Origin of the sequence: Metasolibacillus fluoroglycofenilyticus (genome assembly GCF_003049645.1) — a bacterium.
Classification (GTDB): domain Bacteria; phylum Bacillota; class Bacilli; order Bacillales_A; family Planococcaceae; genus Metasolibacillus; species Metasolibacillus fluoroglycofenilyticus.
In genome coordinates, this window is record NZ_PYWK01000001.1 from 243,164 (window position 1) to 257,524 (window position 14,361).

Annotated in this window: 13 protein-coding genes; 10 read left to right on the forward strand and 3 right to left on the reverse strand. The window is 39.2% G+C overall.

The window, feature by feature from the left end; all coding sequences use genetic code 11:
• Nucleotides 1-5 precede the first annotated feature (5 nt).
• Nucleotides 6-407 (reverse strand): (deoxy)nucleoside triphosphate pyrophosphohydrolase, encoded by a 402-nt coding sequence (locus C9J36_RS01100; RefSeq protein WP_107941971.1) that lies wholly within the window; start codon nt 405-407, stop codon nt 6-8.
• A 268-nt stretch (nt 408-675) separates the two neighbouring features.
• On the opposite strand from C9J36_RS01100, the gene C9J36_RS01105 reads away from it, so the two are divergent.
• The 7 genes from C9J36_RS01105 (at nt 676) to C9J36_RS01135 (ending at nt 7,257) form a co-directional block, all read left to right on the forward strand.
• Nucleotides 676-1,770: an ABC transporter substrate-binding protein gene (locus tag C9J36_RS01105; protein WP_107941972.1), complete on the forward strand. Its 1,095-nt coding sequence runs from the start codon at nt 676-678 to the stop codon at nt 1,768-1,770.
• Nucleotides 1,760-2,584, forward strand: a complete 825-nt coding sequence (locus tag C9J36_RS01110) for an alkaline phosphatase family protein (RefSeq protein ID WP_107941973.1) — start codon at nt 1,760-1,762, stop codon at nt 2,582-2,584. Before C9J36_RS01105 ends, C9J36_RS01110 begins: the two co-directional genes overlap by 11 nt.
• Nucleotides 2,585-2,842: 258 nt before the next feature.
• Complete coding sequence (locus C9J36_RS01115; protein ID WP_107941974.1) at nt 2,843-3,682, forward strand: ABC transporter permease; 840 nt, start codon at nt 2,843-2,845, stop codon at nt 3,680-3,682.
• Nucleotides 3,682-4,467 (forward strand): ABC transporter permease, encoded by a 786-nt coding sequence (locus tag C9J36_RS01120; RefSeq protein WP_107941975.1) that lies wholly within the window; start codon nt 3,682-3,684, stop codon nt 4,465-4,467. Before C9J36_RS01115 ends, C9J36_RS01120 begins: the two co-directional genes overlap by 1 nt.
• Nucleotides 4,464-5,465 carry an ABC transporter ATP-binding protein gene (locus C9J36_RS01125; RefSeq protein WP_107941976.1) on the forward strand — a complete coding sequence of 334 codons (1,002 nt, stop codon included), beginning with the start codon at nt 4,464-4,466 and terminating at the stop codon, nt 5,463-5,465. Before C9J36_RS01120 ends, C9J36_RS01125 begins: the two co-directional genes overlap by 4 nt.
• Nucleotides 5,462-6,247 carry a DeoR/GlpR family DNA-binding transcription regulator gene (locus C9J36_RS01130; RefSeq protein WP_107941977.1) on the forward strand — a complete coding sequence of 262 codons (786 nt, stop codon included), beginning with the start codon at nt 5,462-5,464 and terminating at the stop codon, nt 6,245-6,247. Before C9J36_RS01125 ends, C9J36_RS01130 begins: the two co-directional genes overlap by 4 nt.
• A complete protein-coding gene (locus C9J36_RS01135; RefSeq protein WP_107941978.1) occupies nt 6,244-7,257 on the forward strand; it encodes a histidinol phosphate phosphatase domain-containing protein in 1,014 nt (337 codons plus the stop codon). Before C9J36_RS01130 ends, C9J36_RS01135 begins: the two co-directional genes overlap by 4 nt.
• Before the next feature lie 812 nt (nt 7,258-8,069).
• Here C9J36_RS01135 and C9J36_RS01145 read toward each other — a convergent pair.
• Nucleotides 8,070-8,945 carry a LysR family transcriptional regulator gene (locus C9J36_RS01145; protein ID WP_107941980.1) on the reverse strand — a complete coding sequence of 292 codons (876 nt, stop codon included), beginning with the start codon at nt 8,943-8,945 and terminating at the stop codon, nt 8,070-8,072.
• Nucleotides 8,946-9,069: 124 nt separating this feature from the next.
• On the opposite strand from C9J36_RS01145, the gene C9J36_RS01150 reads away from it, so the two are divergent.
• The 3 genes from C9J36_RS01150 (at nt 9,070) to C9J36_RS01160 (ending at nt 12,846) form a co-directional block, all read left to right on the forward strand.
• On the forward strand, nt 9,070-10,428 hold the full coding sequence (locus C9J36_RS01150; RefSeq protein WP_107941981.1) for an MFS transporter: 1,359 nt from the start codon (nt 9,070-9,072) through the stop codon (nt 10,426-10,428).
• A 223-nt stretch (nt 10,429-10,651) separates the two neighbouring features.
• The gene (locus tag C9J36_RS01155) at nt 10,652-11,089 is read left to right on the forward strand and encodes a hypothetical protein (RefSeq protein WP_066168018.1); all 438 of its coding nucleotides are present in this window, start codon (nt 10,652-10,654) and stop codon (nt 11,087-11,089) included.
• Between the two features lie 245 nt (nt 11,090-11,334).
• Nucleotides 11,335-12,846, forward strand: a complete 1,512-nt coding sequence (locus C9J36_RS01160) for a methyl-accepting chemotaxis protein (RefSeq protein ID WP_107941982.1) — start codon at nt 11,335-11,337, stop codon at nt 12,844-12,846.
• Between the two features lie 96 nt (nt 12,847-12,942).
• On the opposite strand, the gene C9J36_RS01165 is transcribed toward C9J36_RS01160, so the two are convergent.
• The gene (locus C9J36_RS01165) at nt 12,943-14,289 is read right to left on the reverse strand and encodes an MATE family efflux transporter (RefSeq protein ID WP_107941983.1); all 1,347 of its coding nucleotides are present in this window, start codon (nt 14,287-14,289) and stop codon (nt 12,943-12,945) included.
• Nucleotides 14,290-14,361 lie beyond the last annotated feature (72 nt).

Below are 14,361 nucleotides of genomic sequence, written 5' to 3' on the forward strand. Positions count from 1 at the left end.
ACCCTTTAACAGTTAGTTTGGGATACCAATTTCTCTACTGCTGGTATATCTGCCGGGGCAAATTCAAGTAAATATAAATCTTCACGCTTAACCCATTTAACGTCAGCGTGCTCAGTAATTTGAGGATGACCTTTAACAATTTGCGCCATATATGTTTCGAGGCGGACAATAAATGTTTCATATTCATAAGTAGTATCTTCTACTTTTTCTTTTACAATAATTTCGCAGTTAAATTCCTCTAATATTTCCCTATGGAGTGCTGCTTCAGGTGTTTCATTTTTTTCTATTTTTCCACCCGGAAATTCCCAAAGGTTAGGCAATGACATTTGTTTGCCGCGTAAAGCACAAAAAATCTCCTTCTGCTCATTTTCAATAATAGCTCCTACTACATGAATTGTTTTCTTCATTTACAACACCCTAACTTTCAATATATGTATAAATTGACGATAGTTTGTACCTATTTTAGTAGAATTACTTCTAATAAGCAAATACCCTTCTAAATCAGGCTATTAAGTTATTTCTTAAAATATCAAATAGTATCCTCAACCCTTTACCCCCCCTTTACACTTTTTACATAACCTTTTTAGTTCGTCCATACTTGCTTAATGTTTGTTTCGTACTATATCAATTGTAAGCAAATAAAAATAAAGGGAAACAAATGGAGGGTCCAATTCGATGACGATTCAAAAATGGTGGAAAAAAGGCTTGGTTGGGGCTTTAGCAATTGCGATGTTAGCAGCTTGTTCTGATGGTTCATCTTCTGCAAATAAAGAAGTGGATAGTAATTTATCGCTAGAGGAAGTTGTTAACAAGGCGAAAGAGGAAGGCGAGGTTCATTCTGTAGGGATGCCAGATACTTGGGCAAACTGGGTGGAAACATGGGAAGAGCTAGGTACTGAGTACGGTATTAAGCATACAGATACAGATATGTCGAGCGCAGAGGAGTTAGCGAAGTTTGAGGCTGAGAAGGATGATGCTACAGCTGATATAGGAGATGTAGGTATTGCTTTCGGACCGATTGCAAAAGAGAAGGGCTTAACATTACCATACAAAACATCTTACTGGGATGAGATTCCGGGGTGGGCAAAAGATGATGAGGGGCACTGGGTTGTAGGGTATACGGGAACAATTTCATTCATTACAGATAAAAACAATGTTAAAAACCCACCTAAATCATGGGAAGATTTAAAGAATAGCGATTATAAAGTAAGTATTGGCGATGCATTAACGGCGAACCAAGCGCATTTTGCTATTTTAGCGGCAGCGATGGCTTTTGGTGGTGATGAATCAAATATTCAGCCAGGTATTGATTTCTTTGCTGAGCTAGCGAAGGAGGATCGTTTGCAAGGTGGCGATCCAAACGTGGCAACTTTAGAAAAGGGAGAAATCGAAGTGGCGATTGTTTGGGATTTCAATGCACTAGGCTATCGTAGCCAAATCGATGAAAGCCGCTTTGATATAGTAATTCCGGCTGAGTCTTCTGTAACATCTGGTTATGCAACGGTTATTAATAAATATGCGAAAAATCCACATGCTGCGATGCTTGCGCGTGAATATATTTTATCGGATGCTGGACAAGAAAATTTAGCAAAGGGCTATGCACGTCCGATTCGTGAAAATGTAAAACTATCAGATGAAGTAAAAGCATTATTATTACCAGCTGAAATGTATAAAAATACTAAAACAATAAAGAATCAAAAGCAATGGGAAGAGACAACGAAGCAAATTCCCCAATTATATCAAGAACAGGTGTTAATTCATGCAAAATAACAAAGTCGTTTTGATTGTTGTTGACGCACTGCGCTTTGATACGGCTTGTTCACATATGGGTTTTATGCATCATTTAGTTGAACAAAAGATGGCTGCGCGCTATAAAGTTTGTTCGGAAGTGCCCGCATTATCAAGACCTTTGTACGAAACGATTTTAACCGCTACACCACCGCTTGTGCACGGGGTAGTGAGCAATATGATTGTGCGTTTATCAACACAGACAAGCTTATTCCATGTAGCGCAAGCAAATGGCTTAACAACAGCTGCTGCTGCGTATTATTGGGTGAGTGAGCTGTATAATCGAGCGCCGTTTGTTCATATGGAGGACCGTATCCAGCTAGATAAAGAGCTCCCGATTAATAACGGTCTGTTTTATTTTGAGGATCATTACCCAGATAGCCATTTATTTGCGGATGCGGCATGGCTGCTTGATCATAAACAGCCTGACTTCTTATATATTCATCCAATGAATGTGGATGATGATGGGCATAAATATACAGCAGAATCAAGTCAGTATCGTAATCGTGTGCTAGCAACTGATAATTTATTATCATTGTTTATTCCTAAATGTTTAGCGCAAGGCTACGAGGTGGTTGTTACTGCGGATCACGGTATGACGAGTGATGGTAATCATGGTGGGACAGCGGATGAAGACCGACATGTACCGATGTTTGTTATTTCAAATGCGGTCAAGCCAGGTATTCGGGATAGTATCGTGTCACAATTGCAAGTAGCACCGCTTTGCTGTCACTTGCTTGGTATTGAGCCAGCGGAAAGCATGCCGCCATTATTGGTGGATGGTTTGAGGGCTTAAAATTGGAGAACGTAGAATAAATCATAAATCTAAGCTAGTTTTGGTAAACTTGCGCCTTGGGTCGGCGAAAAGGGTGCCTTAACTTTAATAAAAGGAAAGCCGCTAGATTTATTGTTTTAATTTTCAATTCAAGCGAATGCAGCGTTACTCTCCTTTAAAGATGGTTTACAAAGGAATTCATTTTCATAAAACGTTCTGAAAGCAGGCAAAGTACTGCTTTCGGGACGTCCCATCCTATACATACAAAAGAAAGAGGGAATGGTTTTGATTTCGAAACGCCAAGCCTTTCTATGGCTGTCTCCTTTTTTAGTGCTAGTATTTTTGTTTTTCTTAATACCGCTGCTTTATATGCTTATTACGAGCTTTCAAAATAATGGTTCGTTTACATTGCAGCAGTATGAAACGATTTTATCGAATAGCTATATTTTACAGGGCTTTAAAAATAGTATTACGCTATCTGTTGTGTCGGCTGTAATCGCATTAGTTGTGACGCTGTTTGCTGTGTATGCCATTATGAATTTTTCGGAGCGTATGCGTGAGCGGATTTTGATTTTAACGAATTTAACTTCAAATTTTTCAGGTATTCCGCTCGCCTTTGCCTTTATCGTGTTACTTGGGAATAGTGGATTGTTTACGCTGTTGTTTGATAAATGGGGAATTGGCATTTTATCATCTTTTTCGCTATATAGCTGGGCTGGATTATTGCTTATTTATATTTATTTCCAAATGCCATTAGCGTTAATGCTGCTATATCCGATTTATGATGGGATACAGCAGCAATGGAAAGAAGCTGCGGCCCTGCTTGGTGCTTCGCCTTTTCAATTTTGGCTGAAAATTGGGCTTCCAGTTATATTACCGGGAGTTGTTGGGACATTTAGTGTGCTTTTTGCGAATGCGATGGGGGCGTACGCTTCTGCCTATGCATTGACGAATAGTAGCTATAACCTAGTAGCCATTCGCATTGGTGCATTAATTAAAGGGGATATTTTCGCTCAGCCGGAATTAGCAAGTGCTATTGCAGTGTTGCTTGCAGTGGCAATGGTATTGGCGATGCTGTTAAGTGAGTGGAGTATTGCGAAAACGAGGAGGAAACTATAATGAAAAAACGTAGCTTTGCGGATTTATTTTTCCTTCTGTTCGCTTTATATATTGTTTTACCAGTTGCGGCGACGATGCTTTATGCGTTTGCGGATAAATGGAATAAAACAGTGTTACCAGAAGGGCTGACGTTGAAGTGGATTAAGACCTTATTCCAAGACCCAGCCTTTATTCAGGCATTTGGACGCTCTGTGCTACTTTCAGGCGGTGCTGTTATTATTGCACTGTTAGTAATTGTACCAGCTATTTTTGTCATTGTGCTCTATTTTCCAAAATACGAAAAATGGATTCAAGCCGCTGTTGTAATGGTGTATTCATTTCCGGGTATCATTTTAGCAGTCGGGTTGATTCGCGTTTACAGTAAGTTTGGCATATCGATGATTTTAGTTGTGCTAGGGGCTTATGTGATTAGTATATTGCCATATATTTACCAAGGTACGCGCAATAGCTTACGTAATATTGATGCACGCCAATTGTTGGATGCCGCGCAGTTACTCGGCGCTTCTAAAATACAGGCATTTACAAAAATTTTGCTACCTGCTGTTTATCCGGGCTTATTTGCAGGTGCTTTATTATCGTTTTCCGTATTGTTTGGCGAATTTGTATTAATTAATCTTGTTGTCGGCTCTCGCTTTGAAACAGTACAAATTTACTTAATGAAAAAGCTTAGCACAAGCGGACATATTGCAAGTGCGGTTGTATTTGTTTATATCGTGCTAATGGGCGTATTAACGTTCATCATTGCGAAAGTAACGAAAAAGACGAAAGGTGCTGCAAATGTATGAGTTATATAACGATTGAAAAACTGCATAAGAAATTTGGAGAAATAACTGTTTTAACAGAAATTGATATGCAAATTAACAAGGGTGAGTTTATTACATTATTAGGGCCCAGTGGCTGTGGAAAAAGTACAATTTTGCGCATATTGGCAGGTTTAACAGATGCCTCAGCAGGTGCTATTGAAATTGATGGAAAAAATATGATGGGTGTGGAGCCTAAGAAAAGACAGGTCGGTATGGTGTTCCAATCCTATGCGCTATTTCCAAATATGACAGTCTATGAAAATGTGGCATTTGGTTTACGTATGCAAAAGATTGCTCCAGCGGAAATTGATAATCGTGTACAGGAGATGTTAGCAATTGTTCGATTAACGGAAAAAGCCAGTTCTTATCCGAAAGAATTGTCTGGGGGACAACAGCAGCGCGTCGCCTTGGCACGTGCGCTAATTGTCCGTCCCAAAGTGCTGCTGCTAGATGAGCCATTAAGTGCACTTGATGCACAAATTCGCAAAAAGCTTCAGGTGGACTTGCGCCATATTCAACAGCAGCTTGAGATGACGATGATTTTAGTTACGCATGACCAAGAAGAGGCGATGGCGATTTCAGACCGTATTTTTGTGATGAATAATGGGCGGATTGCACAGAACGGTACACCAACGGAGATTTATACAAGGCCAAAAAGTGAATTCGTAGCGAATTTCATCGGACATTATAATGTTTTTACGCGCCAAGCATTAGAAAAAATGGTCGGTACAGCATTGCCTGTGACAGGTGAGAAGTTTGCGATTCGTCCAGAGGCCATTCACCTTGAACAGAAAAACGGAGAGATAGGGATTACAGGTATAGCGCAGCACTCATTAATGAGTGGGAATGTGATTCGTACAACATTTGAAGGTGAAGGCGCGTTTTTAATGGAGCAGCTACATCAGCGTGAGCATAAAATAACGATTGGACAAAAATATACTTGCTATGTTGCAAAGGAAGACGTGGTTGCATTATCATGACGTACGCAAAAATTGAACGCCTTGAATATATTGTGAAACAGCTAGAGGTAGAAGGGAAAATTATCGTTGCTAATATTGCAGAGGCGTTGCAAGTAGCTCCTGAAACCATCCGCAGAGATTTTGATGAATTAGAGCAGCAAAAATTATTAACGAGAGTGCATGGAGGCGCTGTTAAATATACGAATGTCAGGAACGAGCCTGCTTTTTTACGCAAGCTGCAAATGCAAATGGAGGCAAAGCGCCTAATTGCACGTACGGCAGCTAGTCGTATTCAGAATGGCGATACGATTGTTGTCGATACAGGCACAACGACTGTTCATATTGCAGATTTCTTGCTTGCAGTTGATGATTTAACGGTTGTGACAAATTCTATAGCAGCGGCTGTCCAATTTAATTTAGCAATTGAAGAACGTCGTATGACAGGGAAGGTGATTGTGCTTGGTGGGATGACAAATCCGGCGCAATCATCATTAGTAGGTGCGATGACTATTGAGATGCTAAGCAAGATGAATTTTGATAAAGCCTTTTTATCTTGTGGAGGAATTAGTGATGGAATCGTTTATGACTATGATTTAGATGAGTCGTTAGTTTCTAAAAAGATGCTAGAGCAAAGTAAAAAAAGCTATATATTAGCAGATGCTACGAAGCTAAATAGCAAATCCTTTTATCAAATTTGTCAGTTGGACGCGTGTGCAGAGGTGATATGTGATCAAGCTTGTCCAACAATGTGGCAAGCATATGAGGAAATTTGGACGTTATGTCATGGAGGGAAATTCGGATGATTGATTATCATGTACATTTGGAGGAGGGGCCCTACTCGTTTCGCTGGTTAGAGCGTACTGCACAAGCACTACAGACTTGTGGGGAGGGTAGAGGATATCGTCAAACGATAGAGCGCCAAGTGCAAGTATTATCCGAGCGATTACAAAAGGGGTGCTATAGTGAGGAATGGCTCGATTTATATTTACAGCAAGCAAAGCAATTAGGCTTGCGTGAGGTTGGCATTGTAGACCATTTATATCGCTTTAAAGAAACCCGTGCTTATTTTGAGCGCCATATGGTATTAGATGAGCAGCATGAATATGGTGGATTGCAGCGTTATTGGTTAGAGCGAGTTATGACGGAAAATATAGAGCCATTTGTAGTAGCAATTCAGCATGCCAAAACAAAATGGCGTGAACAAGGTGTAGAGCTAAAGCTAGGCATCGAGGCTGATTATTTTATTGGCGGCGAAGAGGAGTTGGCTGGGCTGTTACAAGGATATCCATGGGATTTTGTCATTGGTTCGGTCCATTTTGTGGATGGTTGGGGCTTCGATAATCCACAGACAGCGTATGTTTTTGAGGGCATGGATGATGTGACATTACAGTGTTATTATGAGCGTTTTTTTACGACGGTTGAAAGTATGATTAAGTCCAAGCTATTCGATTTCGTTGCACATTTAGATAATTTTAAAGTGTTTAATTATAAGGTGCAGGACGAGGCATTTTTAGGTGCGGCATATGAGCGGATTGCTAAGGCACTTGTGACGACAAAAACGGCGACAGAAATTAATGCAGGCTTGTATTATCGCTATCCCGTAAAAGAAATGTGCCCAGGTCCACAGTTTTTACAAGTGTTATTAGCGCACGGTGTTGAGTTTACTGTTTCATCCGATTCGCATTTTCCAGATGATTTAGGGAAGTACACATTTGACAATGCACAGCAATTGAAAAGCGCGGGTGTTTCTTCATTAGTCACTTTCGATAAGCGTGAAAAGCGCTATTTAGAGATTTTGGGACAAACAAAATAAATGGTGGCTATTCAAGCTACTCAAAATGCAAAGGAGCTGTCCAAAAAGCCGTGCATAGCCGGCATTTTGGACAAGAGCGATGATGTTTCGCAAAATGTTGATTCATATAAAGTGAACCTTCAATCAGTGGGGGGTCTTATCCCCACTGATTGGTAGTTTCACCATTCGGGTTTTTACAGACTGTTTGCCCTCCTCTTAAACATTTTGATTTCACCTGCTGTTTTGAGATGGGGGTCTTACAGCATGTTAATACGGGATAAAGTGAACCTTCAATCAGTGGGGGGTCTTATCCCCACTGATTGGTAGTTTCACCATTCGGGTTTTTACAGACTGTTTGACCCCCTCTTAAACATTTTGATTTCACCTGCTGTTTTGAGATGGGGGTCTTACAGCCTGTTAATACGGGATAAAGTGAACCTTCAATCAGTGGGGGGCTTTGCACACCCCCACTGATTGGTGATAGAGGAACACAAGCTAGGATCTTCGCATCCTGCGAAAACGCTTGTGTGACCAACATCGTGTTGGCCTCATTCTTAGTTTTTACAGGCTGTTTGATCCCCCACTTAAACATCTTGTTTTTATCTGCTGTTTTGAAGTGGGGGTATTACAGCCTGCTCCTGCGGTTACTCGTCGCAAACAAATTTGTTAATACGGGATAAACAGATAACGCCTCTTTTAAAAATGGGATGAACATCGGCTTTAGCAGTGTTATCCTTCAATAAAAGGGAAGCGATGAAAACATTGATTTCAATGCAGTGTCAAAACAAAATGGACTTTTCTTACAACTCCTTTTGAAATGTACTAAAAATGCTCTACGCTTCAATAGATTTTGAAAAATACTCAATAAGAAAAGTGCAAAATTCCTGAGCTGCTGCTGTTCTATAGCGTCCTTTTAATTCAACCAATTCATAAGTTCTGCGGCAAACTGGGTCGGTTATTTTTAGTTTCACAAGATCATCATCCATTTTGCAGGAACCAACAAAGGCGATGCCAAGCCCTGCACGCACAAGACTTGCAATCGATTCAGCATCATCGGCTTCGCAGACAACATGGGGTGTGAATCCAGCTTTTTGACAAAGTATTTTATTCATTTGTTCAAGTGGATGTCCTTTTCTGTAGTTAATAAAGTTTTCCTCTGTTACCTCTTTTAAAGAAATGCTGTCTCGGTCGGCAAATCTGTGACCACGCGGGACACCTAAATAAATTACCTCACTTAATATAGGAATTGCTGTAACATCTATCCTTTGTATTTTGGCTGGTGTAAAAAGGAAGTCTACATCAGGGTCATCAATAAGCTGTAACATTGAATCCATAGAAGCTTGTGATATGCGAAAATTTATATCAGGATATAGGGAAAGAAAACGATTCATTGGCTTCGTTAATCGGTCGATTTGTGAAGCGACAATGTATATACTTCCTCGTCCCACTCCAGCACGGTCTGCCACCTCTCTTTTTCCTTCCTCTAAAATTTTAAGAGCGGCATCAACCCTTTGTAGAAACTGTTTCCCAATAGAGTTAAGCTGTATTTTTCGACCTTTTCGATCAAATAATTGTACACCTAATTCACTTTCAAGTCGTGCAATCATTTGGCTAAGAGCAGGTTGAGCAATATGAAGCTCTTCTGCTGCCTTGGTCATATGCTCTAGTTGCGCGACTTTTCGAAAATAATATAGCTGTAATAATTCCATTTATTCAGCCCCCCTTAATAACTTTAATGTTATAAGTTCATCTGTAAAATTGTATTTTTTATTATTTATAAAAGATTGTAGAATAAATCAAAAATACTAGCAACTTTAGGGGTGGGGGATGAAAATGGAGAATACACATTTAAAAAGACATAGGGATAAGCTGCTCATTACATTAATGTTTACACTTATTATCTCCGTAATGAATGCGACTGCCTTTAATATTGTTATTCCGCAAGTAAGCGAAGCGTTTCGTATGACTACAGCACAGGGAAGTTGGATTACCTCAATTTATATTCTTGTTTTTGCTATTGGAACAGTAATATATGGCAAACTGGCTGATATCTATAAATTAAAAAATCTAGTGACAGTTGGTTTTATATTATGTGCTGTTGGTTCTATTATTGGCGCAAGCGCACAGGTGTTTCCACTTGTCTTGACTGGTCGTTTCATCCAAGCAGCAGGCGCCTCTGTTAGCCCGGCAATAGCAATGATTATTCCGGTTCGTTATTTTAGTCAGGAAGAACGTGGTAGAGCTTTAGGCATTGCCTCGATAGGTACTGCACTTGGCTCTGTAGTGGGGCCGATTGTTTCCGCACTAACGGTAAGTGTTTTTGGTTGGAGATGGTTATTTTATATATCAATTTTATTTTTGTTCACAATCCCTTTTTTTCGTAAATATTTAGAAGATGACCAAAAGAAAAGAACTAGATTCGACTGGCAAGGAGGTGGTATTTTCGCTGCTGCCATAGCACTTGTTATGCTGAGTATAACAAAGGAAGTTTGGCAGTTTGCTCTTATAGGTATAGTAGTGCTTAGTTTGTTTATCATCAGAATACATTTGGCGGCAGACCCCTTCATTCAACCGACACTTTTGAAAAATAAGCGTTATACTTTAGGGCTTGCAATCGCTTTTTTGACGAATGGTACGGGCTATTCTATTTTCTTTCTCAGCCCCTTGTTATTATTTAATGTGAATCATTTAGACCCGGGTTTAATTGGTTTGACAATGGTACCTGCTGCACTTGTAACGGCTTTATTCAGCTTTAAGAGTGGTAAATTGGCGGATACAAAAGGAAATGCCTATGTTTTTAATATAGGTACAGCCCTGTTAGTGACTTTTTTTCTTCTCGTAATTTTGTTTGTTGGAGCGTCGCATATATTTATTTCGTTATTTCTTATTTTTGGAAACTTAGGTCACACCTTTATTACAATTGCCTTATTCAATGCAATATCTAGAACTCTTTCGGCACAAGAAGCTGGACTTGGGATGGGTCTTTTAGCTATGTTGAACTTTATCTCTAACGCCATAGCGGCCGCTATTTTTAGTAAAATGGTCGATATGCAATTTTTACAAATATGGAATCCCTTGAATCATTCTCAAAACAGTATTAGGTACAGTAACATTTTTTTATGTCTCTTGCTATTGCAAATAGGCATCTTTCTTTACTACTCAAGGTGGTCTAAACATGAAAAGGAAAAATAGCGCACAAAACTTCAGTATGCTCATTGAATTCTATATTGTTAAGGCTTATCCTTAGAAAATTGCTATACGAAGCACTGTGACAAATAACGCAGTAGGGTCATCCTGTGAAAGAAATGTTTCTTCTAGTGCTGTACCCTTAAAGATTGTGGTCTGAGCGTAATCTCGATATTTCACATATTCTGTTAGAATAATGTAAAAGTAAGCAGTGGGGGATGATTAGGTAGTGAAAAATTTTTCTTGGATAAAAGGTCTCATTTTTGGTGTTGTGCTTTCATTTGTAACTGCATTGTTATTTATGCTAATAGGACAAGCTTGGGCTGGCGGGATAACCTCTTTTTGGGGAGAAAGTTGGTTGTACTTCTCTGTAATAATTCCTTTTGCGATTGCTTTTTCAATATTAGGCGGATATTTCCAAAATAAAAAAGGTTTATCAAATAAAAGGCTATGGCTTATAAGTCTTCTATGTGCATTTTTAGTCACCTTATACAGCGGAACAATTGGAGCTATTTTTGGTGAGACTATCGTTAGAGGTGGGATGGAAACGATAAACATTGAGGGTACATTAGTCTGGGGTACAATCTATGCTATTATATTGCTTCCTCTTACTACGCCATTTGCAAGACTACTGATAGGGGTTTTTTACAAAATTATTGGGAGATAATCAAATAATGCTGAAAAGCTCGGGCATATCTTCTTTAGTAATATGAAAAGCAATAATTGAAGACTTAGCAGGCTGTTGGGAGACGGATTAATATCTAGTATCCCAACAGCCTATTTGCGTTATTTCCCTTGCTTAGAATTTGTTGAGCTTAATATATTAAAATACTGTCTGTCTATCTTTTGAAAGTAAAAGTAGTAGTTGCATATATTTTTGCGAATTTAGATAAATGAAAGGTGAGGGAATTTGTGCAAAATAAAAAGAATTATTTAATGCTGCAGCTAGCCATTTTGACAACTGGAATCAATTTGCTTGTTTTTATACTAGCAAAGTTTTTTCATTTATTTGAAGGACATAATTCACACGGAACGATTGCTGAAGTAACAACAGCTATTATCGTTGGCAGATATATATTTTTTATTATCCCCTTATTATTTTTAGCATGGAGTATTGTACTTTATGTAAAAAATTCAGCGCATCATTTATTGCCGTTGATTAATACATTAGTTCAAACATTTGGCAGTATGGCGATTATAAGCAGTGCTGGGGGTGGCGTGGAGTTCCACTTTTCGATTTTTATGGTGTTGGCAATTATCGCCTACTATGAGCAAGTGCGATTAATGATGTTAATGACTGTTCTATTTGCTATACAGCATATTGCAGGCTATTTGTTCATTCCGCAGCTTGTGTTTGGAACAGATGAGTATCCTTTTTTAATGCTCGCTATACATGCGATATTTTTATTAGTAACGAGCTATGCGACGATTAAGCAAATTTTGTCGAAAAATGCGATTACAAAGCAATTGGAGGAGGAGAAAAATATAAAAGAAGAGCGCTTACTTCTTTTAGTGCAGCAGGTTGAACAGTTGTCCGAGCGCATTCAATCCGCCTCGAAGAATGTATCAAATAAATCCGAACAAAATTTGAAATTTAATATAGCGATGGAGCAGTCATTTGACGAGGTGACAGGAGGAATGTCCATGCAAATTGATTCAATCCAACATATGAATGATAATCTTGGACGCATTCATCATTCAATTGAAAAAACATTCGATTCTTTCGAAGAAATTCAGACAGAGGCAAGGACAACAGAAAAAGCAGTAACTGAAAGCTATAAAATGATTGAGAAAATTCAAGGGCAAAACCAAAATGTCTTACAAGCAACTTCCATTATCGTTTCATCTATGCAATCATTACAGCAAGCCACAGTCGAGGCACAAAGCATGACAAGCCTTATTCAAGCAATTGCTGACCAAACCAATTTGCTTTCATTAAATGCATCGATTGAAGCGGCGAGAGCAGGGGAGCATGGCAAAGGATTTGCAGTTGTGGCGGATGAGATTCGCAAATTATCTGATCAAAGTCGAAGTGCAGCAGAGGAAATCCAAGCTATTATTACAACGATTGGTCAAGAAAGCGAAGCCAATGTTACCCACGTAAACACCGGACAAGAAGCTATTCAGCAATCAGCGACTAATATTGAATCATTCGCTACAGATTTTGGAAAGATGCATCACATGATTCAACAAATGCTTAACTATATTTTCGAAATGAATAATAGAATGACAAACATTCATCAAGATACGAGTGATGTAACGGAAAATATGCAGCAAGTTTTAGCTGTAACTGAAAAAGGATTCGGTGCAGTAGAGAAATTGAGAGCTATCGGTGAAAATCAAACTGAATCAGCGAAACAAATCGATAAGGAAATTGAAGAGCTTGGGGAACTAAGCTCTTCATTGCAGCAGCAATTTTCATAGGGCAGAAATTTAAGAGGGGCATCCAAAAAGTCGTGCATCGCCGGCATTTTGGACGCCTTTTCTAAATTGTGTGTAAATTGTGTGGGTGCCTGGCACCTATGCTTTTGCTGTGACGATGGCGTAGCGCTCCCATTTACGGCTTTTCCAACGCAGTAGTACAAGTATTGCGCGTAGCCATTCGTCTGCGGAGATTGCTAGCCAGACGCCGACAAGTCCCATATCCAATACGAAGACGAATAAATAGCCAAGTGGTAGGCTCATGCAAATCATCGAAATAAAGCCAATTTTTACGGGGAAGCGTGCGTCGCCTGAAGCACGCAATGCGTTAATAATTGTAATATTAATCGTCCGCCCTGTTTCTAGCAAAATGCTTAAAAGTAATACAGATGAACCAATTGCTATAATCTCTGGGTTTTTAGTAAATAGTCCAACAAGTTGCTCACGGAAAATTGTGACGGCCGCAACCATTACAAGCGTAAATATTAAAGCTGTTTTCACGCTAAACCAGCCGCGCTTATAGGCGATGTTTTGCTCTCCAGCCCCAACATGACGACCTATTAAAATGGCAGTTCCCATTCCGATAGCCATGGCAAATAAATAGGTAAACATCGAAATATTGACGACGTATTGACGTGCAGCAAGAGAGGCTGCTCCTATATACGTAACATAATATAAAAAGACGATTTGCGCTGTTTGATATAATACTTGCTCCAAAGCTGAAGGAATACCGATTTGTAAAATCTTCTTAATATAGTCTTTAGAGAAAGTATAGTAATATTGTAATTTCACACGGACCTCAAGCGCTTGATAGAGCAGCCAGAAAAATACGATGACAGCAAGTGCGCGGCTAATCACTGAGGAAATAGCGGCCCCTTCTACACCCATTGCAGGTGCACCGAATTTCCCGAAAATCAAAATATAGTTCAAAATTAAGTGTATAACATTCATCCCGAGCGAGACGTACATCGTTTGCTTTGTCCAGCCATTAACACGAATAATAGCTGAGAGCGAATTAATTAAAGCCTGTAAGAAAATAAAGCCCCCAACAATAGCTAGATAACTTTGTGCAAATATCAGTACGTTACCTTGTAAATTCATCATCGTCATAATATTATTTGAGAATAAAATGAAGAGAATACTCATTACAATGCCGACACAAAGATTAAGTGAAACAGACAATGCTGAAATTTTAGACGCTTCCTTCAAGCGCTTCGAGCCTAAATATTGTGAAACGACAATTGATGCGCCTGAACCAACGACACCTAATATTAAAATGGCAATTTGGATATATTGATTGGCCGCTCCTACCCCAGCAACAGCCTCATCGGAAACTGCACTAAGCATCAACGTATCTGCAAGCCCCATTAGCATAAATAAAAATAGCTCTAAAAAGAGTGGCCAAGTTAATTGAAATAGACCAAGCTCCTTGCTTTTTTTAGCCATAAAAAGCCTCTTTTCTTTGTAATATCAATTCAAAACAACATGTATCGTACCACATTCTTTCTAGAAAGTCGC